We start from the raw sequence: 19,784 nt of genomic DNA, 5'->3' as shown, positions 1-19,784 counted from the left end.
GCGCCAAATTCCGTCCTGTGGATATTTGCCGGTGATGCCAGGTCCAGGCCCGACGCAAAGTTCTCCGCGCGTGGAGGACCCTCAGGCGCGCAGCCGCTGCGTGCGCACGCGCGCCTCCGGCGCCCGGTCGGGAATGGTGATCAGGAAGGTCGCGCCGCCGGGACGGTCCAGGAGGCGGATGTCCCCGCCATGGGCGCGAACCAGTTCCTCGGCGATGGGCAGGCCGAGACCGGTGCCGCCCGCCCGGGCCGAGGCCTGGAAGGCTGAGAACAGGCGGTCGCGCCGAGCCGGGGGAATGCCGGGGCCGGTATCGGAAATCTCAATCTCCACCCGGTGATCGTCGCGCCGCGCCGCGATGCGGATCTGGTCCCCGCTCGCGGGCCGCGGCTTGCGGGCTTCCAGGGCTTGCAGTGCATTGCGCGAGACATTGAGGATGACGCGGAACAACTGGTCCGGGTCGGCGTCTGCGGTCAGCGGGTGCTCGAGGGTGACCACCCATTCCACATCCCCCTCGGCGTCGGGATGCAGCCCCAGCATGTCGCGCACCTCGTCGAACAGGGCGCCGAGGTCCACGTTGCGGCGGTCGGGCAGGGGCTCCTGGGCGCGGCCGTAGGACAAGGTCTGCTCGCAATAGGCGATCGCCCGGTCCAGCGCCGCCACCAGCTTGGGCGCGAAGCGCTGCACTGCGGGATCGGGCAAGGTGAGCAGTCGGTCCGAGATCAGCTGTGCCGAGGCGAGCAGGTTGCGCAAATCGTGATTGATCTTGGACACCGCGAGGCCCAGCGCCGCCAGCCGGCTCTTCTGCGTGAGCGTATGGGACAATTCGCGCTGCAATTCCGCGAGCGCGTCCTCGGCAATGCCGATCTCATCGCCCCGGCCGCTGGGCGTGATGATGCGCGAGGCATCCTCGGGCGCCTCGCGATAGGCGCTCATGCGCTCCGTCAGCCGGCGCATGGGGCGCACGAACAACAGATGCAGGCTGATATAGACCAGCGCGCCGGCGATCCCGGAGATCAGCAGCGAAATCGCCAGCATGGTGGTGGCGAAGTGCCACATGGCGCGCTGCAGCGGCGCTTCCGAGAGCACGATTTCAAGGAAATCCTCCCCCCGCGGCGCGTCGGCCACCACGCGCAGGGTCCGCTCGTGCGAGGCGAGCAGCGTGCCGAATGCATCCCACACCGCTCGCCAGAGCGGAATGTCGCGCATGTCGATGTGCTGGTCGATGGTCGGCGGCATGTCGGAGATGGCGAGCAGGCGGCGCGTGTCCTGCGCCTTCACCACCACCAATTGGGCGCCGACATTGGCCAGCAGCTGCCGCGTGAGGTCGGGTGGAATGGTTTCCTCCGGCGCCGCATCAAGCACCAGCGCCGCGGTGCGCGCGGCCGCCACTCGGTCGGACAACCAGGAAATGCGGAAATTTGCCATGGAGGGAACGAAGATGGCCAGTTCCGCCGCGGTGACGAAGGCCAGGGTCAGCACCAGCAGCTTGCCGGACAAGCCGAAGCGCACCCGCCTTGCGGGTGTGCGCTGCTCGGTTTCCTGGGGCGCGGTGCTGTGTGTGAACATACTCGACAGACGAAGGCCGCGGCACGCTTAGGCGACGCGCCAGCAAATGTTATTCCTGGTCACGCAAATGTGCCCTTCGAAGGGCGATTGAAAGGGGCAGTCGGTGCTTTCCCGGCTTATTCGCCCTCTCCGAAGCGATCGGCCACAAGTTCTTCCAGGGTGCGCAGCACCGCTTCCGCATCGTCACCATACGCCGTTACCGTAACGGTGGTCCCCGGCGCGGCGGCGAGCATCATGAGTCCCATGATGGAATTACCGGCCACCGCCTCGCCGTTGCGGCAGACCGTGACCGTGGCCGTGAAGCGTTCCACGGTCTGCACGAATTTGGCGGAGGCGCGCGCATGCAGGCCGCGCTTGTTGATGATGGGAAGGACCCGGACCAGGGCGCCGGGGTGCTGCGGTGCTCCACAGGCCTCGCTGACGTCGGCATGGCTGTGCCCCGTCGCACCGGCGCCGGACGTGTTGGAACCAAGGGCGTTGGCCCCGTCTGCGAGGCCTGGGGCCTGACTATTTCCCGGCAAGGACGCGGCTCGCGATGTTGATGTATTTGCGGCCCGCTTCCTGGGCCACGTCCACGGCCTCGGAGAGCGGCAGGTCGCCGCGCACCTTGGCGAGCTTGACCAGCATCGGCAGGTTGATGCCGGCGACGACTTCCACGTCGGGGGCGTTCATCACCGAAATGGCGAGATTGGAGGGCGTGCCGCCGAACATGTCGGTGAGGATCACCACGCCCTGTCCCGACTGAACCCGATCCACGGCGTCGATAATGTCGTGGCGCCTGCGCTCCATGTCGTCGTCGGGACCAATGGTAACGGCTGCGATCTGGGCTTGCGGGCCCATGACGTGCTCCAAGGCGGAGCAGAATTCCGTGGCCAGGCGGCCATGTGTGACGAGTACGAGACCGATCATGTTGCCTCCGCCTCCACCATCCAAACGATGGAGGCCTCCCGCGTTGCGGGGTGGTCATATTCAGAGCGGCTCAAAAATTACGCAAGGGGTGCATCGCACAAAAGCACAGGGCGAATCAGTGAGAGGCCGTCAATAATGCCGCCGCGATCATTAAAGCTCCGTCACTATCTTGCGAAAATGCAAGTCGGGGCACGCTGTGGCCCAATAGGAGCGTGGTCAATTGTGCACCAGTGGGCATGCGGGGAATGTCTGCGCATCCGAGGTCCACAATCAGATGCAGCCGCGCTGCATCAATGTGGGGCAGGCGGCGGATGCCCAGTTGCCGCACCTCGATGAGGCCGGCAAGCGCAGGCGGAGCAGCGGCTGTGACACCGTCGGCATCGGCGCTGAGCAGAACCCGGTCGTCCGCCACCAATTGCGCCGGAGGCAGGGCGCGGGGCGGATCGAGGATCAGGCGCAGGGCAAGGGTGGACTTTCCGCTGCCCGAGGGGCCGCGGATCAACACGCCCCAATCGCCGATGCGCACGCAACTGGCATGGATGCTGGGTTGTGTGCCTGGGGGCTGGCTCATGCGCGCGCCGCCCCCTCTCAGCCGTTGGGCAAGCGCACGAAGAAGCGGGCGCCGGTAATCGTTTCCTCGCCCCCGTCCTTGGCTGGCGCGACGCGGTTCTCGGCCCAGATTCGCCCACCGTGGGCTTCCACGATCTGGCGCGAGATGGAGAGGCCGAGGCCGGAATTCTGGCCGAAGCCATGGTCCGGCCGGTCGGTATAGAAGCGCTCGAAGATCCGGGCCAGCGCGTCGGGGCGGATGCCCGGCCCTTGGTCGTCGACGATGATCTCAGCTCCCTCCTTGAGGCGGCGGCAGGTGACCGTCACGGTGCCGCCCGCCGGCGAGAAGGAGCGGGCGTTCGAGACCAGATTGTCCACCACCTGCCCGAGCCGCGAGGCATGGCCCACCAGGTCGAAGTCGGCGGGCGCCCCCGGCATGCGCTCGAACTTCAGCGCCACTTTTACGCCGTCGTCCTTCTTGCGCACGTCCTGCGCCATGCCCACCACCATCTCCAGCAATTGCTTGAGATCCACGGTCACGGCTTCCTGGCGCTGCAATTCTGCATCCAGGCGGCTGGCGTCGGAAATGTCGGAGATCAGGCGATCGAGCCGCTTCACATCGTGCTGGATCACCTCCAGCAGGCGGTTGCGGGAAGTCTCGTTGCGGGCGAGCGGCAGGGTCTCCACCGCCGAGCGCAGGGAGGTGAGGGGGTTCTTCAATTCGTGCGCGACATCCGCGGCGAAGCTCTCGATCGCCTCGATCCGATTGTAGAGCGCGCTCGTCATGTCGCGCAGCGCCCCGGAAAGGTGGCCGATTTCGTCCGAGCGGGAGGTGAAATCGGGAATTTCCACCCGCGTCTTGATTCGGCGGCGCACCCGCTCGGCGGCGTCGGCCAGCTTGCGCACCGGATCGGCGATGGTGCCGGCCAGCAGAACCGAGAGCAGCACCATGACGGCGGCTGCCACCAGGAACACCCGTACGATGACGAAGCGTTCCGCCTCCACCGCCTCGTCGATCTCCCCGCCCTGGGTGGAGAGCAGAAGCTCCCCCAGGATGGCGCGGAAGCGCTGGATCGGCACCGCCACCGACACCACGACGCGGCCCCGCTCGTCCACCCGCACTTCGCTCGACTTCTGGCCCAGGGCGGCAGAGGCGACTTCGGGATAATCCTTGCCGCTCTGCGGACCGAGCTCCTTGTAGAGCGGCAGGTCGCCGCGTCCGGCCCAACTCTGCAGGCTGCGCCAGGTGCGCTCCAGCAGGCCGGGGCGCGGCTCGGTGGGCGGCGGCAGGTCGAAGCGCAGGATCTCGCCCTTGGAATAGAGCGAGCGGGTGTCCAGCAGCATCACCCCTTCGCGGTCGTAGATGCGCGCGCGGGTGCGGGTCGGGCCTACGAGGCGGCGCAGCACCGGCGCCACCCGCTCCGGATTGATGGGGAATTCCAGCGGCGCGAACCCCTCTTCCGAGGGGCCGTAGCTCTCCCCGGCCTGGAGTTCCAGCAGCCGCTCGGGGTCGATGGTGATGGCGTTGGTTTCGACCTGCGCCGAGGCGGCGATGGCGCCGGCGATGATCTCGCCCTGCACCAGCAGGCTCTGCACGCGGGCATCGATCAGTCCGGCGCGGAATTCGGAGAGATAGAGGATGCCGGAGACCAGCGCGCACAGCCCCGCGAGATTGAGCAGGACGATGCGCCGGGTGAGGCTGGAGAAGCTCTTGAAGGCGACGAAGCGCGGCAGCCGCTGCAATTGCGCCAGCAAGCTGCGCGGTTTGGATGGGGCATCGATCGCGCGACCGTCGATACCCCTCTCATCGCCATGGGAGCGGCCGCGCGGCTCGTAGACGCGCATCTCCTCGTCCACCTCATCGAGGTGGAGCGAGGGCTGCGCGGCCTTCGATGCCGTCGTCCGCTTCCGGAATATGCTCATGGCACTGGGCGTCGGGCGGCGCCCGACCTCAGCTTTCCTTGAACCGATAGCCGACGCCGTACAGGGTTTCGATCATCTCGAAATTGTCGTCGGCGGATTTGAACTTCTTGCGCAGGCGCTTGATGTGGCTGTCGATGGTGCGATCGTCCACATAGACTTGGTCGTCATAGGCCGCATCCATCAAGGCGTTGCGGCTCTTCACCACCCCGGGGCGCTGGGCCAGCGCCTGGAGGATCAGGAATTCGGTCACGGTGAGGGTGACCGGCTCGCCCTTCCAGGTGCAGGTGTGGCGCTCGGGATCCATGCGCAGCAGGCCGCGCTCCAGCACCTTGGCGCTGTCGGTCTCGCGCGGGACGGTGCCGTCCTTGGCGCCGACGCGGCGCAGCACGGCCTTCACGCGTTCAACCAGCAGGCGCTGGGAGAACGGCTTCTTGATGAAATCGTCGGCGCCCATCTTGAGGCCGAACAATTCGTCGATCTCCTCATCCTTGGAGGTGAGGAAGATCACCGGCATGTCGGTCTTCTGGCGCAGGCGGCGCAGCAATTCCATGCCGTCCATGCGCGGCATCTTGATGTCGAGGATGGCGAGATCGGGCGGCGAGGTCTTGAAGCCGTCGAGCGCGGAAGCCCCGTCGGTATAGGTCTCGATCCGGTATCCCTCCGCTTCCAGAGCGATAGAGACCGAGGTGAGAATGTTACGATCGTCGTCGACGAGGGCAATAGTGGGCATGACACCTCTTTCAAGGTCCGGTGGGCCGTTGCGCGACCGTCTCGGGGTGAACCCGTTTCCCGTGGCCGAAATGTGACACTGTGTCAGAATCTGCCGCTAAAATAGCGGGAAAACGTGGAAATTCCAAATGGATCGCATCGCCGCGGTGCGGCACGTGCCGCAATGCCCCGGACTTGACCTCGACCAAAGGCACCGGAACATGGGGTCGAAGCGCACCAGCCAGCGGGTACCGACAATGGACACGGACAGGGAACAGGGGGCGCGCGCCGTGCGGGTCCTGATGCACGAGGCGGGTTTTGCCGCGCTGGCCACGGTCGAGCAGGGCGGCGCGCCCTATGCCTCCCTGGTGGCCATGGCGCTCGACCAAGCGGGCGAGCCGGTGCTCCTGCTCTCGAAGCTGGCCCGGCATACCCGCAATTTTCTGGCCGATGGCCGGGTTTCGCTTCTGGTGACGGCGCCGGCCGGCGCCGATCCCTTGAATGCGCCGCGCGCAAGCCTGCTGGGCCGCATCCACCCCGCCGACGCGGACGACGCGCGCATCCGCTTCCTGGCTCGCCACGCGAGCGCGGAGGGCTATGCGGATTTCGCCGATTTCGTCTTCTACCGGGTCGCGGTCGAGGAGGCGCATCTGGTGCAGGGCTTCGGCCGCATCGTTACCTTGCCCGGCGCCAGCGTGACCACCGACTGGACCGGCGCCGAGCCGGTGCGGGAGGCACAGGCCGGCATCATCGCCCATATGAATGCCGATCACAGGGATGCCAACGCCTTGTACGCCCACGCTCTGCTGGGTGCGCCGCAGGGCGATTGGACCCTGCTTTCGCTCGATCCCCTAGGATGCGACCTGACGTGCGGCGCACAAGTGCGCCGCTTGGAATTTCCCGCGCGCGTCACAAGTGTTGTTGCAGTGCGGCAAGTGCTCGTTCACCTCGTAGAGCGAGCCCGCAGTGAAACTTAAAATCCATTTAATCGTTTTAATCACAACTGAATTTGGTTCACACCAAGGGAAGGCCGATTTAATCTGCGCGCTCGCGCGGTAACAACATCCGCTGCGGCATAGACCCCCGCATCATGCTGGGGAAAAGGAGATGCTCGGTGCTCGAGACTGGAATTCGCAATAGCGCGTGCGGCGCTGACAGCTTCGGCCTGCGCCATCTGACGGGCGTGCATTGGAACCTGAAGACCCCCGCGCTCTATGAGCACGCCCTGGAGCGCCTGGAAGGGCGCCTTGCCGCCGGCGGCGCGCTGATGGCCGAGACCGGCGTCCATACCGGCCGCAGCCCCAAGGACAAGTTCGTGGTGTGCGACGCCGCGACCGAGAGCGAGGTCTGGTGGGACAATAACGGCGCGATCACGACCGCGCAGTTCGAGACCCTCTATCAGGACTTTCTCGCGGCGGCCGAGGGCAAGACCCTGTTTGCCCAGGATCTCTACGGTGGTGCAGACCCCGCCTATCGCATCAGGACCCGCGTCTATACCGAGTTCGCGTGGCACTCGCTGTTCATCCGCACCATGCTGCGCCGCCCGGAAGACGCCGAGCTGGCGGATTTCGTGCCGGAGATGACGATCATCGACCTGCCGAGCTTCAAGGCCGATCCGGCGCGCCACGGGGTGCGCAGCGATACGGTGATCGCGGTGGATTTCACCCGCAAGATCGTACTGATCGGCAATTCCTCCTATGCCGGGGAAATGAAGAAATCGGTCTTCACCTTCCTCAACTATCTGCTGCCGGCACAGGGCGTGATGCCAATGCACGGCTCGGCCAATGTGGGGCCGAACGGCGATGTGGCGGTGTTCTTCGGCCTGTCCGGCACCGGCAAGACCACCCTTTCCGCCGATCCCGCGCGCACCTTGCTGGGCGATGACGAGCACGGCTGGGGCAAGGACGGTGTGTTCAATTTCGAGGGCGGCTGCTACGCCAAGACCATCCGTCTCTCCAAGGAGGCGGAGCCGGAAATCTTCGCCGCCTCCGACCGCTTCGGCACGGTGCTGGAGAATGTGATCCTCGATCCCGTCACTCGCGTACCGGATTTTGACGACGGGCGCCTGACGGAGAATACCCGCTCCGCCTATCCGCTCGACTTCATCCCCAATGCCAGCCCCACCGGCCGCGCGGGCCAGCCCAAGAACATCATCATGCTCACCGCCGATGCGTTCGGCGTGATGCCGCCCATCGCCCGGCTGACCCCGGCGCAGGCCATGTATCACTTCCTCTCCGGCTACACCGCGAAGGTCGCCGGCACCGAGAAGGGCGTTAAGGATCCGGAGGCCACCTTCTCCACCTGCTTCGGCGCTCCCTTCATGCCGCGCCATCCTTCCGTCTACGGCAATCTGCTGCGCGATCTGATCGCGGAGCACGGCGTGGATTGCTGGCTGGTCAACACGGGGTGGACGGGCGGCAAGTTCGGCGTCGGGCGGCGCATGCCCATCAAGGTGACGCGCACCCTGCTCTCGGCAGCCCTGGACGGCTCGCTGAAGGACGTCTCCTTCCGCACCGATCCTTATTTCGGCTTCGCGGTGCCGACCTCGGTGCCGGGCATCGAGCCGCACATTCTCTACCCCTCCAAGACCTGGGCCGATAAGGCCGCGTTCGATGCCACGGCGCGCAAGCTCGTGGCCATGTTCCAGGACAATTTCGCCAAGTTCGAACAGCATGTGGATTCGGACGTGCGCGATGCCCAGCCGCAGGTGCGCTTCGCCGCCGAGTGAGGCCACACGCCCGGACGCCTGTAAGGTGCTTTCGGCCAGGGCCGGCGGGATCCCACCCGCCGACCTGAATTTTTTCTCGTACCGGCTGCGGCGATCATATGGCGGAGTTCGTCTCCATCGAACAGGACCAGCGTCTGGTGGTGCTGGCGCGGACATTGGATGCGCCGTCGGCAGCCGCCAGGGAGGCGATGGAACGGGCAGCCAGCGCGTGGAGACCCCTTGGGCAGACGTGCCTCGGCCGGGCTCTGTATCGCCATCATTCCATCTTCAAAAGCCAATCGGACGCGCCCGTTTGGAGCCATGCCGAGTTTATCTACTTTCGAGACTTCGTTCCGGGCGAGGTGATCGATCAACTGGTCCATCTCCCGCAGCCGTCCGGCGTACACGTGCGGCGCGCCGAAGTCCTCGTCACGACGCCTGCCTCTTTCATCTTTCCGCAGGGCTGGGCCGGGTCATCTCATCGCCCGCATCGCAAGTCGTCGATTGAATATCTCGATGTCGATGTCGCCTTTCTTCGCGATTATCGAGAGATCATGCGACGCTACATTGGGCCTGCGGCCTCAAAGCTCGTCGCCATGGGAAATCTTGGCACATTCAGAACCATGGAGACCGTGGCTGTTCTCTTCCAGGATCCCGCACTTGGCACCACGTGGAACCAGATTCACTTGAGCGAAGTGGACGCGGAAGGCTTTGATGGGTTCGGGCAGGAACTGGACGCAGCGCTCCGGGAGATTTCGCCGGAGGGCGGCTTTGCGGGCGTATTCGCCGGGCTCGACCGGATGCGGACCATTCCCCGCTGGACACTGAACGATCCCGTGCTGGAGGCGGACGCGGGGGTCGGCGAATGGGCGGCGGCCTTGGCTACCCGTTGAACCTGCCCGCAGCGGGGTGCGACGGACGGTTCGCCTTATGACCGGCGATCAGGTCCTGGCATTACCTTACGTTATCTAAAGCTTCGGTGTGGAACCGAAACCCAAGCTTGGCGTTCGTCCGGCAATCGGGTCTGATCGGGACAGCCGATCCGGCCCGCGGGACGAGCGGCCGGGGACGGACCGGCGGGGGCAGACATCGTGAGCGACCATCTGGGGGCGGCGCGGCGCGCATCGACGCGGGCGCTGGGCGGGCTCAATTTCTTTCTCGCCGACGTGCGCGACGGGCTCGGGCCGTTCCTCGGCATTTTCCTGGTGGGGCAGGGGTGGGCGCCCGATACCATCGGCTATGTGATGACCTTGGGGGGGCTCGCCGGAATGCTGGCGACCACGCCGCTCGGCGCCCTGGCGGATGCGACGCGCAATAAGCGCGCCCTGATCGCCGTCTGCGCGCTCGCGGTGATGGTGGCCTCGCTCGCCTTGCTGGCACTGCCGGGCTTCTGGCTGATCGCCAGTTCCCAGGTCGCGACCGGCATCGCCGCCGCGGCGATCGGCCCGGCGATCGCGAGCCTCACCCTCGGCCTCGTGGGGCAGGCCGGCTATGCCCGCCAGCTTGGTCGCAACGAAGCCTTCAACCATGCGGGCAATCTCGGGGCCGCGGCGCTCGCCGGCGGCTTTGGCTATGTCTTCGGGGTCACCGCGGTGTTCGTGGTGATGGCCATGATGGCGGCGGGGTCGCTCGCCGCGCTCGCCTTCATTCGCCCCGAGGATATCGATTACCAATCGGCCCGGGGGACTGGAAACAGGCGCGCAGGCGCAGGGACCCGCGCCGATCTCGATCCTGTTCACTTGCATCCCCCTGCAGGTGGTTGCGGCCACCTTGCTGCTGTTTCATTTCGGCAACGCCGCCATGCTGCCGCTGCTCGGACAGGCTATCACCGCGAAGGGCGGGGCGGACCCGAGCGCCTATACGGCGGCCACCGTGGTGATCGCGCAATTGACCATGATCCCCATGGCGCTGCTTGCCTCGCGCCTCGCCGGCACGCGCGGCTATTGGCTGGTTCTGCTGCTGGCTTTGCTCGCCCTGCCGGTGCGCGGCTTGATCGCCGGCCTGTGGCAGAGCCCCTATGCGCTCATCCCGGTGCAAGTCCTCGACGGGGTCGGGGCAGGGCTGCTGGGGGTCGCGACGCCGGGCCTTGCGGCCCAGATCCTGCGCGGCACCGGCCATGCCAATGTCGGCCTCGGCGTGGTGCTCACCTGCCAGGGGCTGGGGGCGGCTCTGAGCCCGGCCCTCGCGGGCTTCCTCGCCGCGCGGTTCGGCTACGGCGCCGCGTTCCTGGCGCTCGCCGGGGTGGCGATCGCCGCGCTCGTGCTCTGGGTCACCGCCTCGCGCTATATCCGCGCCGCCATTGGCGTGACGCCGGTTGAGGGTCAGCGGGGTGGGCAGCCGGGGTCGGCGTCGGAGGCGTAGACCCCCTGATCGAGAAAGCGCAGGGCGGTCGTACGCGGACCGGCGCAAGCGTCGGCGGCGACACCCGCGACCTGCGCGCCCGCCGCCGGATAGGTCCCGACGTCCTGGTTCTCCCCGGGCTGGACCTGGTTCGGCGCCGCCGCGCGGCCGAGATCGCCGAATATCACCGCGCTCGCCGCAATCACGAGAGCGCTGAGGACAAAGCCTTCCAACCGCATGATCCCTCTCCCTCAAGACCCCGCGCGCCCGTGACCGTGGGCTAAGGCAACAGCATTTGCTGCAACGCAGCAATACGGTGGCGCTCATGGCTTTTCGCACCGCTCTGAACGAGATGCAGATCTATGCGGTAGCATTCGGTGGCCCACGGCTATTGCGGCGCAGCGTTCCGCACATATGTCTGTGCATTGTCGCGCCACGCTGGAACTGCTAAAAAAGCCCCATGAACCGCACCCGTCCATCCTGCATGTGCCTGTCCAAGGTGGCGTTTTGCGCCGCCGGGCCGTTCGCGCGCACCACGATGGAATTTGCCGCGGTGCCGGACCATGTGCGCCTGCCGGGCCGTTTCTTCGGACGGTTCACCACTGCCGCTCTGGCTGCGCTCGGTCGCTGACTTTTTCCACCTTGTCATCGACCCGGCTTGCCGCGCCTGCGCGGACGAGCGCCCGATCCTCAGGACATTCCCCCATGACCGAGCCCACCAGCGCCCCGCGCACCCTGTACGACAAGATTTTCGACGACCACGTCGTCCATCGGCAGGATGATGGCACCTGCCTGCTCTATATCGACCGCCATCTGGTGCATGAAGTCACCAGCCCGCAGGCCTTCGAAGGCCTGCGCATGGCGGGACGGAAGGTGCGCGCGCCCGCCAAGACGCTCGCGGTGGTGGACCATAATGTTCCCACCACCGACCGCAGCAAAGGCATCGACGATCCCGAGAGCAAGCTCCAGGTGGAGACGCTGGCGGAAAACGCGGCTGAATTCGGCGTTGAATATTTCAACGAGCGCGACGTGCGCCAGGGCATCGTCCATGTGGTGGGCCCGGAGCAGGGCTTCACCTTGCCCGGCACCACCATCGTCTGCGGCGACAGCCACACCTCCACCCACGGTGCGTTCGGTGCGCTCGCCCATGGCATCGGCACGTCGGAAGTCGAGCATGTGCTCGCCACCCAGACGCTGATCCAGAAGAAGGCCAAGAACATGCGGGTGACGGTCGACGGGCCGTTGCCCGAGGGCGTCGGCGCGAAGGATGTGGTGCTCGCCATCATCGGCACCATCGGCACCGCCGGTGGCACCGGCTATGTGATCGAATATGCCGGCGAGGCCATCCGCTCGCTCTCCATGGAAGGGCGCATGACGGTCTGCAACATGTCCATCGAGGGCGGCGCCCGCGCCGGCCTCGTGGCGCCGGACCAGAAGGCGTTCGACTACATCATGGGCAAGCCGCGCGCGCCGAAGGGCGCCGAATGGGAGGCCGCGCTGCGCTTCTGGCAGACGCTCTATAGCGACCCGGACGCGCATTTCGACGCCGAGATCCGCATCGACGGCGCCAATCTGCCACCCATTGTCTCCTGGGGCACGAGCCCCGAGGACGTGATTTCGGTCGAAGGCCTCGTGCCCGATCCCGACTTGATCGCCGACGAGGTGAAGCGCGACGCCAAGAAGCGGGCGCTGGCCTATATGGGCCTGTCTGCCGGCACGAAAATCACCGATATCGCTGTGGACCGGGTGTTCATCGGCTCCTGCACCAACGGGCGGATCGAGGATCTGCGGCAGGCCGCGAAGATCGTCGACGGCCATCACGTGAACAGCCACGTGAATGCCATGGTGGTTCCGGGTTCGGGGCTGGTGAAGCTGCAGGCGGAGGCCGAGGGCCTGGACAAGATCTTCCTCGCCGCCGGTTTCGAGTGGCGCGAGCCGGGCTGCTCCATGTGCCTCGCCATGAACGCGGACCGGCTCGCGCCGGAGGAGCGCTGCGCTTCCACCTCGAACCGCAATTTCGAGGGCCGGCAGGGATTCAAGGGGCGCACCCATCTGGTTTCGCCTGCCATGGCTGCGGCCGCCGCCATTACCGGTCATTTCGTCGACGTGCGTCACTGGCCGAACGGCTGACCTCGTAAAAAAGGCCGGCCCCGACAGGGACCGGCCTCGTTACGCAGATGCGCGTTACGGATGCGAGGTTTAAAATTTGGCGCGGGGAAGCCCGCGCTGGGTCAAACGGTAAAGCCCGAGATTACGAGGGATGCCGCATGGGCTTCCTGCGGGGCCAGATACGCCGCAACACCTAAAATTGTCACCAGAGCGCCGGTGACCGCGAGTTTGCGCAGCATGGTCACACTCCTGAATGCTTCTGGTGGGTCAACATCCGCTCGTCGTTAATGGTTCCGAAACCATAATCACGGGTTCGGAATTTTTGAGACGCGCTGCGATCCTCCGCGCGTCTGCGGTTTGTAAGGGGAAAGCAATGTCCGACGGCGCGATAGCGCGAACCAATGCGATCGCCTGGCGCAACCGCGAGGCGCCCTCGCTCGAAGCGTTTGAAATCCTCGCGGAGGATGCCTTCGCGCGCCTACCGGAGAGCTTTCGCGCGCTCTGCGGCGGCATCGTGCTGCGGCTGGAGGATTTTCCCGAGGACGATGTGCTGAAGGAATTGGAGGCGGAGTCCCCGTTCGATCTCCTCGGCCTGTTCCAGGGCGTCGGCCTGGCGCAGGGTGGTGCGGTCGCTGATACCGGTACGCTGCCCAACATGGTCTTTCTCTACCGCCGCCCGATCCTCGACTATTGGTCGGAGAATGAGGAAACGCTGGGCGAAATCATCGCCCATGTGCTGATCCATGAGATCGGCCACCATTTCGGCCTGTCGGACGCGGATATGGAGCGCGTTGAGGCCGAGACGGATGTCTGACGTGAATGACCGTGCGCCAAATGGGGAAAGATCAGTGCGTGACCTTCGCCGGCTCTTGGGACCGGCGCGCGTCGACGGCCCGCAAATCGCATGGACAAACTGCCATGCCAATTTTAGAACGTCTCTAAATAAAGGAGCTGTTCTATGGCATTGATCTCCCGTTATCCGGCCTCCATGCGTCTCATTCATTGGGCAACGGCTACCGCCATCCTCGGCGCTTATGGCCTCACCTATGCCGAGGCGCTGTTCGCGCGCGGCACGCCTGGGCGTGCCTGGGTGTGGTGGCTGCATATTTCGATCGGGCTGTTGGTGCTGCTGCTGCTCCTGGTCCGCATCGCGGCCCGGAACATGTCGGCGATGCCGGCGCCCTCGACCGCGCTGACGCCGCTGACCCACACCGCCTCACACGCCGTGCATATCGCGCTGTACATTCTCTTGCTGGCGGTGCCGGTGGTGGGAATCGGGCTAGCGTTTCTGCGTGGCAACGACGTGAGCTTCTTCGGCCTGTTCAGCATTCCCTCGCCGATCGCGGTCGACCGGACAACGGCGGGGGAGGTGCAGGAGGTCCATGAATGGCTTGCCAACGCCTTGATCGCGATCGCCGTGCTGCATGCCTGCGCCGCACTCTGGCATCATTTCGTGAAGAAGGACGACATCCTCGCCCGCATGCTGCCGGGTCGAGCATAGGGACGGGGGAAGCCGACCCCGACAATCGGCAAGGATGAAGGCGCGCCGCGCCGGACATGGGACGAAGGGATCGCAAGCCGATGGAAAAATTCATCACGGTCGAGGGCGTCGCGGCGCCGCTGAAGATGGTCAATGTCGATACCGACATGATCATTCCGAAGAATTACCTGAAGACCATCAAGCGCACCGGCCTCGGCACGGGCCTGTTCGCCGAGATGCGCTACAAGGACGACGGCAGCGAGAACCCGGATTTCGTGCTCAACACGCCCGCCTATCGGGCCGCCAAGATCCTCGTGGCCGGAGACAATTTCGGCTGCGGCTCGTCGCGTGAGCATGCCCCGTGGGCGCTGCTGGACTATGGCATCCGTTGCGTGATCTCCACTTCGTTCGCCGACATTTTCTACAATAACTGCTTCAAGAACGGCATCCTGCCGGTGATGGTCTCCCAAGAGGACCTGGACAAGCTGTTCGACGACGCGAGCCGCGGCGCCAATTCCACCCTCACGGTGGATCTGGTGGCCCAGGAGATTCGCGGGCCGGACGGCGGCACGGTCAAGTTCGAGATCGATCCGTTCCGCAAGCGCTGCCTGCTGGAAGGTTTGGATGATATCGGCCTCACCCTGGAGAAGGGCGATAGCATCAACAGCTATGAGGCGACGGCCCAGGAGCAGCGCTCCTGGCTCTGACAAGGGACGTTTCACGAGACAGGCGCCGCCTCGCACGCGGCGCCTTTTTTGTGCCTGAGGAGCGCTTTTTTCTACGCCCTGTCCCTTTGTCGCCATACCGTATGGTCTAAGCTGTGAGCGGCCTTCCCCGGGTCTGCACCGCCGCCCTCCGGGTGGTCTTCCTCAAAATTATCGCCTTCGCGTCGGAGCTGTAACCGTGCCCCATGCCACTCCATTGATCGCAACCATCGTGATGGCCTTTGTCCTGGCCTTCATCCTGGGCGCGGTCGCGCAGCGGCTGCGGGTCTCTCCCCTGGTCGGATATCTCCTGGCCGGCATCGCCGCCGGCCCGTTCACGCCCGGTTTCGTGGCGGACCAGCATCTTGCGATGGAGCTGGCGGAGATCGGCGTCATTCTGCTGATGTTCGGTGTCGGCCTGCATTTCTCCCTGAAGGACCTGCTATCGGTAAAGGCGATCGCCATTCCCGGCGCGGTGGTGCAGATCGCGGTGGCGACCATCCTGGGCATGGGGCTGGCGCATCTGATGGGCTGGAGCCTCGGCGGCGGCCTCGTTTTCGGCCTCGCCCTGTCGGTCGCGAGCACGGTGGTGCTGTTGCGCGCGATGCAGGAGCGCCGCCTGCTGGAGAGCGAGCAGGGCCGTATCGCCGTGGGCTGGCTGATCGTCGAGGACCTGGCCATGGTCCTGGCGCTGGTGCTGCTGCCCGCCATGTCCGGTGCGCTTGGCGGCAAGAGCGTCTCCAACAGCGAGGCGCTGGCGCTCTTCGGCTCCTCTGACATCGAATACACCCTCGGCCTCACGGTCGGAAAAGTCGTGGCCTTCGTGGTGTTCATGCTGGTGGTGGGCCGACGCGTGATCCCCTGGATCATGCATTGGGTCGCCCATTCCGGTTCGCGGGAGCTGTTTCGCCTTGCGGTATTGGCCATCGCCCTGGGCGTCGCCTACGGCTCAGCAGTCCTGTTCGGCGTATCTTTTGCCCTCGGCGCCTTCTTCGCCGGCATGGTGCTGAGCGAATCGCCGCTCGCCCACCGCGCCGCCGAGGAAACGCTGCCACTGCGCGATGCCTTCGCGGTGCTGTTCTTCGTCTCGGTGGGCATGCTGGTGGATCCCAGCATTCTACTGCGCCAACCGCTGCCCCTATTGGGGACGGTACTCGTCGTGCTGGTGGGCAAGTCGCTGGCGGCCTACCTGATCGTGCGCATGTTCGGCTATGAAAAGCTGACCGCGCTGACGATTTCCGCCAGTCTCGCGCAGATCGGCGAATTCTCCTTCATCCTCGCCGCGCTCGGTGTCGACCTCGGGCTGATGCCGGCGGAGGGCCGCGATCTGATCCTCGCCGCGGCGATCCTCTCGATCCTGATCAATCCGTTCTTCTTCATGGCGCTGGACCGGCTCCGCCCACGCCTCACGCGCAAGAAGGCGGAGCCGGCCGCGGAACGCGCCGTGGTCGAGGAGGCCACGGCCCTGGTGCCCACGGCCCAGAGCGGGCACACCGTCCTGGTCGGCTATGGGCGCGTGGGTCGCCTGGTCGTCGAAGGGCTGCGCGGCGGGGGTGTCCCGTTCCTGGTGATCGAGGATAGCGGCGACGCGGTGGAATCGCTGCGCCGCGCTGGGGTCGAGGTGCTGGCCGCCAACGCCGCCGCGCCGGAGGCCCTCGCAGCGGCCAATCTGCCGGGCGCGCGGCGCCTGATTCTCGCCATCCCCGACGGCTTCGAGGCCGCGAGCGTGCTGCGCAAGGCTCGCGCGCTCAATCCGGGGCTGGAGATCATCGCCCGCGCCCATTCCGACGCCGAGGTCGAGCATCTGCGCCAGGGCGGCGCCGGCTTTATCATCATGGGCGAGCGGGAAGTTGCACGCGGCATGCTGGCCTATGTGCTGCGTGACGACACCGAGGACGCGCCCACCAGCGTCGGCCATCTGCCGGACGGATCGGCCCCCGCGGCGGGTATAGGCCCGAAAATCATTGAGGAATTGGCGGCTTCTTCCGCTGCCGAGATGGCTGACGGCGCGTCCGCACCGGTGCCGCCGGAAGCCGCGCCGCAGGCGACCCGGACGGCCGGCGACCCACGGGAAACCGCCGCCGATCCTGCGCCGGTTTCGCAGGACGGCATGGGCGAAGCAGGCCAAGGGCGTTGACGCGCCGTCCGCCGCCGCCTATAAGCCGAGCCCGAACTCGGGCGGCTCCGGCTCCTGGGACCTCGCCTTATTACCGATCTGATATCGGGTGGGCGCCAACGGCTTCGGCCGGCGGAACAGGTTCCGGATCGCGGTCGTCGCCATCAAAACTCCGGAGATAAGTACCGTGAAGCGCACCTACCAACCGAGCAAGCTCGTGCGCAAGCGTCGGCACGGCTTTCGTGCGCGCATGGCGACGATGAATGGCCGCAAGATTATCGCCGCCCGCCGGGCTCATGGCCGCAAGCGTCTTTCGGCGTGATCTGCCACGGAGCTGTTCACATTGGACCGGCTCCTTAAGCGGCGTGATTTTCTGGCCGCGGCCAAGGCAGAACGTGCGGGTGTCGCGTCGTTCTTGCTGCAAGGCCGCGACCGCAGGGACCAGGGCGAAGCCCGGATCGGCCTGACGGTGACCAAGAAGGTCGGCAATGCCGTCGTGCGCAACCGCATCCGCCGCCGACTGCGGGAAGTGGCGCGGCAGGTGTTGCCGGCAAAAGCCCGCCCGGGCTTCGATTATGTGATGGTGGCGCGGCTGCACGCCTTGCACGCGCCCTTTCCGGATCTGGTGCGCGACCTCGAGCGCGCCGTGTCCCGGCTCCATGGCGCCGGAAAGCCAAGAACCAGAGAAACGTCCGCCCCCGCCGACGGAGCCAGCCCGGCATGACCGACAATCGCAACATGTTCATCGCCATCGGCTTGTCCCTGGCGATCCTCCTCGGCTGGCAATATTTCATTGGCATTCCGCAGGCGGAAAAGCAGCGCCAGGCCGCCGAGCAGCAGCGCGTGATCCAGCAGGCGCAGCAGCAGGCCGAACAGAGCCCGGCTCCCGCCTCCGCAACCCCGGGTCCCGACGGCGTCACCGCGCCGGCGTCCCACGCGGCGGGAGCCCCCGGCCGCGCCCTGACCCGCGAGCAGGCGCTCGCCCTCTCCCCGCGCGTCGCCATCGACACGCCTCGCGTGAAGGGCTCGATTTCTCTCAAGGGCGGCCGCGCGGACGATATCTCGCTCGCCGAGTATCATGAGACCGTGGATCCCAGCAGCCCGATCATCGTGCTGCTGTCTCCCTCCGGCGCACCTAATCCCTTTTATGCGGAGTTCGGCTGGACCTCCGTCCCCGGTGCCTCGGTGGCGCTGCCAGGACCGGACACGGTCTGGACCGCGCCCGCCGGCGCCAAGCTCACGCCCAATGCGCCCTTGGTGCTGACCTATGACAATGGGCAGGGCCAGATTTTCAAGCGCACCTTCGCGATCGATGAATTCTACATGTTCACGGTGAAGGACGAGGTGGTGAACAACGGCGCTGCGCCGCTCACCCTCTATCCCTACGCGCTGGTCTCCCGGCACGGGGTTCCCCATACCCAGGGCTTCTACATCCTGCACGAGGGCCTGATCGGCGTGCTCGGCGATTCAGGTCTGCAGGAAGTCACCTATTCCAAGATGGACGCGGCCAAGCCGAACCTGTTCAAGGCGACCGGCGGTTGGCTCGGCATCACCGACAAATACTGGGCCGCGACCGTCATTCCCGACCAGAGCGTGACCGTGGACGCGCGCTTCTCCACCTCGACGGTCGGCAACGTCCCGACCTTCCAGGCGGATTATCTCGCGGCGCCCAAGACCATCGAGCCCGGCGCCACCGTCTCGTCCCAGTCTCGCCTGTTCGCGGGCGCCAAGGTGGTCGCCGTCGTCGACGGCTATGCGACCCAATATGGCATCGACCGCTTCGACCGCCTGATCGACTGGGGCTGGTTCTATTTCATCACCAAGCCGCTGTTCCAGGTGATCGACTGGATCTTCCACGTCGTCGGAAATTTCGGCATTGCGATCCTGATCGTCACGGTGATGCTGAAGGGGATCTTCTTCCCTCTCGCGAACAAATCCTACACCTCCATGGCCAAGATGAAGGCCCTGCAGCCGGAGATGGCCTCGATCCGCGAGCGTTATGCGGACGACAAGGTCAAGCAGCAGCAGGCCACCATGGAGCTGTACAAGAAGGAGAAGATCAATCCGATCGCCGGCTGCCTGCCGATCGTGATCCAGATCCCGGTCTTCTTCGCCCTGTACAAGGTGCTGTTCGTCACCATTGAGATGCGGCATGCGCCGTTCTTCGGCTGGATCAGGGATCTGTCGGCGCCCGATCCGACCACGGTGTTCAACCTGTTCGGCTTGATTCCTTGGGATCCCAGCAGCGTGCCCGTCATCGGCGCCTATCTGATGCTCGGCGCCTGGCCGCTCATTATGGGCGTGACCATGTGGGTGCAGATGAAGCTCAACCCGGCTCCGCCGGATCCGACCCAGCAGATGATCTTCAACTATATGCCGATCATCTTCACCTTCATGCTCGCCCATTTCGCGGCCGGACTGGTGATTTATTGGGCCTGGAACAACACGCTCTCGGTGCTTCAGCAGGCCGCGATCATGAAGCGGAACGGCGTGAAGATCGAATTGTTCGACAATATCCGCGGCGCCTTCAAGAAGAAGGCGCCGGCGAAGGGGTGACGGCTCCGACGCCTGCAAGACATGTCCGCATGAAAAGTGAAGCGCTCCGCTGACGCTGGGGCGCTTCACTTACGTTTGAAGGCGCGTAAGCGATATCTTGCGGTGCCGCCTTAGATC

20 protein-coding genes and 1 pseudogene are annotated in these 19,784 nt (G+C 65.7%); 14 read left to right on the top strand and 7 right to left on the bottom strand.

Annotated features, from left to right (window positions below; genetic code table 11):
* Positions 1-81: 81 nt before the first annotated feature.
* The 6 genes from V5F77_RS10960 to V5F77_RS10935 all read right to left on the bottom strand — a co-directional run bounded on the left by V5F77_RS10960 (position 82) and on the right by V5F77_RS10935 (position 5,677).
* On the bottom strand, positions 82-1,566 hold the full coding sequence (locus V5F77_RS10960) for a sensor histidine kinase (protein ID WP_429005382.1): 1,485 nt from the start codon (positions 1,564-1,566) through the stop codon (positions 82-84).
* A 116-nt stretch (positions 1,567-1,682) separates the two neighbouring features.
* Positions 1,683-1,949, bottom strand: coding sequence for an HPr family phosphocarrier protein (locus V5F77_RS10955; protein ID WP_429005461.1), 267 nt, complete (start codon positions 1,947-1,949; stop codon positions 1,683-1,685).
* A 124-nt stretch (positions 1,950-2,073) separates the two neighbouring features.
* On the bottom strand, positions 2,074-2,475 hold the full coding sequence (locus V5F77_RS10950; RefSeq protein ID WP_429005381.1) for a PTS sugar transporter subunit IIA: 402 nt from the start codon (positions 2,473-2,475) through the stop codon (positions 2,074-2,076).
* Between the two features lie 115 nt (positions 2,476-2,590).
* Complete coding sequence (locus V5F77_RS10945; RefSeq protein ID WP_429005380.1) at positions 2,591-3,046, bottom strand: HPr kinase/phosphorylase; 456 nt, start codon at positions 3,044-3,046, stop codon at positions 2,591-2,593.
* Positions 3,047-3,063: 17 nt separating this feature from the next.
* Entirely contained in the window at positions 3,064-4,869 is a 1,806-nt protein-coding gene (locus V5F77_RS10940; RefSeq protein ID WP_429005460.1) for a stimulus-sensing domain-containing protein, read from the bottom strand.
* Positions 4,870-4,975: 106 nt separating this feature from the next.
* Positions 4,976-5,677: a response regulator transcription factor gene (locus V5F77_RS10935; RefSeq protein ID WP_348846619.1), complete on the bottom strand. Its 702-nt coding sequence runs from the start codon at positions 5,675-5,677 to the stop codon at positions 4,976-4,978.
* Between the two features lie 127 nt (positions 5,678-5,804).
* On the opposite strand from V5F77_RS10935, the gene V5F77_RS10930 reads away from it, so the two are divergent.
* The 5 genes and pseudogenes from V5F77_RS10930 to V5F77_RS10910 all read left to right on the top strand — a co-directional run bounded on the left by V5F77_RS10930 (position 5,805) and on the right by V5F77_RS10910 (position 10,723).
* A complete protein-coding gene (locus V5F77_RS10930; RefSeq protein WP_429005379.1) occupies positions 5,805-6,632 on the top strand; it encodes a HugZ family pyridoxamine 5'-phosphate oxidase in 828 nt (275 codons plus the stop codon).
* A 113-nt stretch (positions 6,633-6,745) separates the two neighbouring features.
* On the top strand, positions 6,746-8,383 hold the full coding sequence (locus V5F77_RS10925; RefSeq protein ID WP_429005378.1) for a phosphoenolpyruvate carboxykinase: 1,638 nt from the start codon (positions 6,746-6,748) through the stop codon (positions 8,381-8,383).
* Positions 8,384-8,481: 98 nt separating this feature from the next.
* Complete coding sequence (locus V5F77_RS10920) at positions 8,482-9,255, top strand: hypothetical protein (protein ID WP_429005377.1); 774 nt, start codon at positions 8,482-8,484, stop codon at positions 9,253-9,255.
* A 198-nt stretch (positions 9,256-9,453) separates the two neighbouring features.
* A pseudogene (locus V5F77_RS10915) lies at positions 9,454-9,987 on the top strand (MFS transporter); the annotation flags it as partial.
* Positions 9,988-10,132: 145 nt separating this feature from the next.
* The gene (locus V5F77_RS10910; RefSeq protein WP_429005376.1) at positions 10,133-10,723 is read left to right on the top strand and encodes an MFS transporter; all 591 of its coding nucleotides are present in this window, start codon (positions 10,133-10,135) and stop codon (positions 10,721-10,723) included.
* Here V5F77_RS10910 and V5F77_RS10905 read toward each other — a convergent pair.
* The gene (locus V5F77_RS10905; protein WP_429005375.1) at positions 10,684-10,941 is read right to left on the bottom strand and encodes a hypothetical protein; all 258 of its coding nucleotides are present in this window, start codon (positions 10,939-10,941) and stop codon (positions 10,684-10,686) included. The genes V5F77_RS10910 and V5F77_RS10905 overlap by 40 nt on opposite strands.
* 221 nt (positions 10,942-11,162) lie before the next feature.
* On the opposite strand from V5F77_RS10905, the gene V5F77_RS10900 reads away from it, so the two are divergent.
* The 9 genes from V5F77_RS10900 to yidC all read left to right on the top strand — a co-directional run bounded on the left by V5F77_RS10900 (position 11,163) and on the right by yidC (position 19,667).
* A complete protein-coding gene (locus tag V5F77_RS10900) occupies positions 11,163-11,333 on the top strand; it encodes a hypothetical protein (protein ID WP_429005374.1) in 171 nt (56 codons plus the stop codon).
* A 74-nt stretch (positions 11,334-11,407) separates the two neighbouring features.
* Positions 11,408-12,832, top strand: coding sequence for a 3-isopropylmalate dehydratase large subunit (leuC, locus tag V5F77_RS10895; RefSeq protein ID WP_429005373.1), 1,425 nt, complete (start codon positions 11,408-11,410; stop codon positions 12,830-12,832).
* 352 nt (positions 12,833-13,184) lie between these two features.
* Complete coding sequence (locus V5F77_RS10890) at positions 13,185-13,625, top strand: metallopeptidase family protein (protein ID WP_429005372.1); 441 nt, start codon at positions 13,185-13,187, stop codon at positions 13,623-13,625.
* A 144-nt stretch (positions 13,626-13,769) separates the two neighbouring features.
* Entirely contained in the window at positions 13,770-14,312 is a 543-nt protein-coding gene (locus V5F77_RS10885; protein WP_429005371.1) for a cytochrome b, read from the top strand.
* Between the two features lie 80 nt (positions 14,313-14,392).
* Entirely contained in the window at positions 14,393-14,998 is a 606-nt protein-coding gene (leuD, locus tag V5F77_RS10880) for a 3-isopropylmalate dehydratase small subunit (RefSeq protein ID WP_429005370.1), read from the top strand.
* Between the two features lie 196 nt (positions 14,999-15,194).
* Positions 15,195-17,132 carry a YbaL family putative K(+) efflux transporter gene (ybaL, locus tag V5F77_RS10875; protein ID WP_429005369.1) on the top strand — a complete coding sequence of 646 codons (1,938 nt, stop codon included), beginning with the start codon at positions 15,195-15,197 and terminating at the stop codon, positions 17,130-17,132.
* A 166-nt stretch (positions 17,133-17,298) separates the two neighbouring features.
* Complete coding sequence (gene rpmH / locus V5F77_RS10870) at positions 17,299-17,433, top strand: 50S ribosomal protein L34 (protein ID WP_348846609.1); 135 nt, start codon at positions 17,299-17,301, stop codon at positions 17,431-17,433.
* A gap of 21 nt (positions 17,434-17,454) precedes the next feature.
* Positions 17,455-17,835: a ribonuclease P protein component gene (rnpA, locus tag V5F77_RS10865; protein WP_429005368.1), complete on the top strand. Its 381-nt coding sequence runs from the start codon at positions 17,455-17,457 to the stop codon at positions 17,833-17,835.
* Entirely contained in the window at positions 17,832-19,667 is a 1,836-nt protein-coding gene (gene yidC, locus V5F77_RS10860) for a membrane protein insertase YidC (protein WP_429005367.1), read from the top strand. Before rnpA ends, yidC begins: the two co-directional genes overlap by 4 nt.
* Positions 19,668-19,784 lie beyond the last annotated feature (117 nt).

The sequence above is a fragment of the Roseixanthobacter psychrophilus genome (genome assembly GCF_043195195.1).
Classification (GTDB): Bacteria; Pseudomonadota; Alphaproteobacteria; order Rhizobiales; family Xanthobacteraceae; genus NCEH01.
Note: the sequence above shows the minus strand (reverse complement) of the source record. Positions and strands in the feature narration are given on the sequence as shown.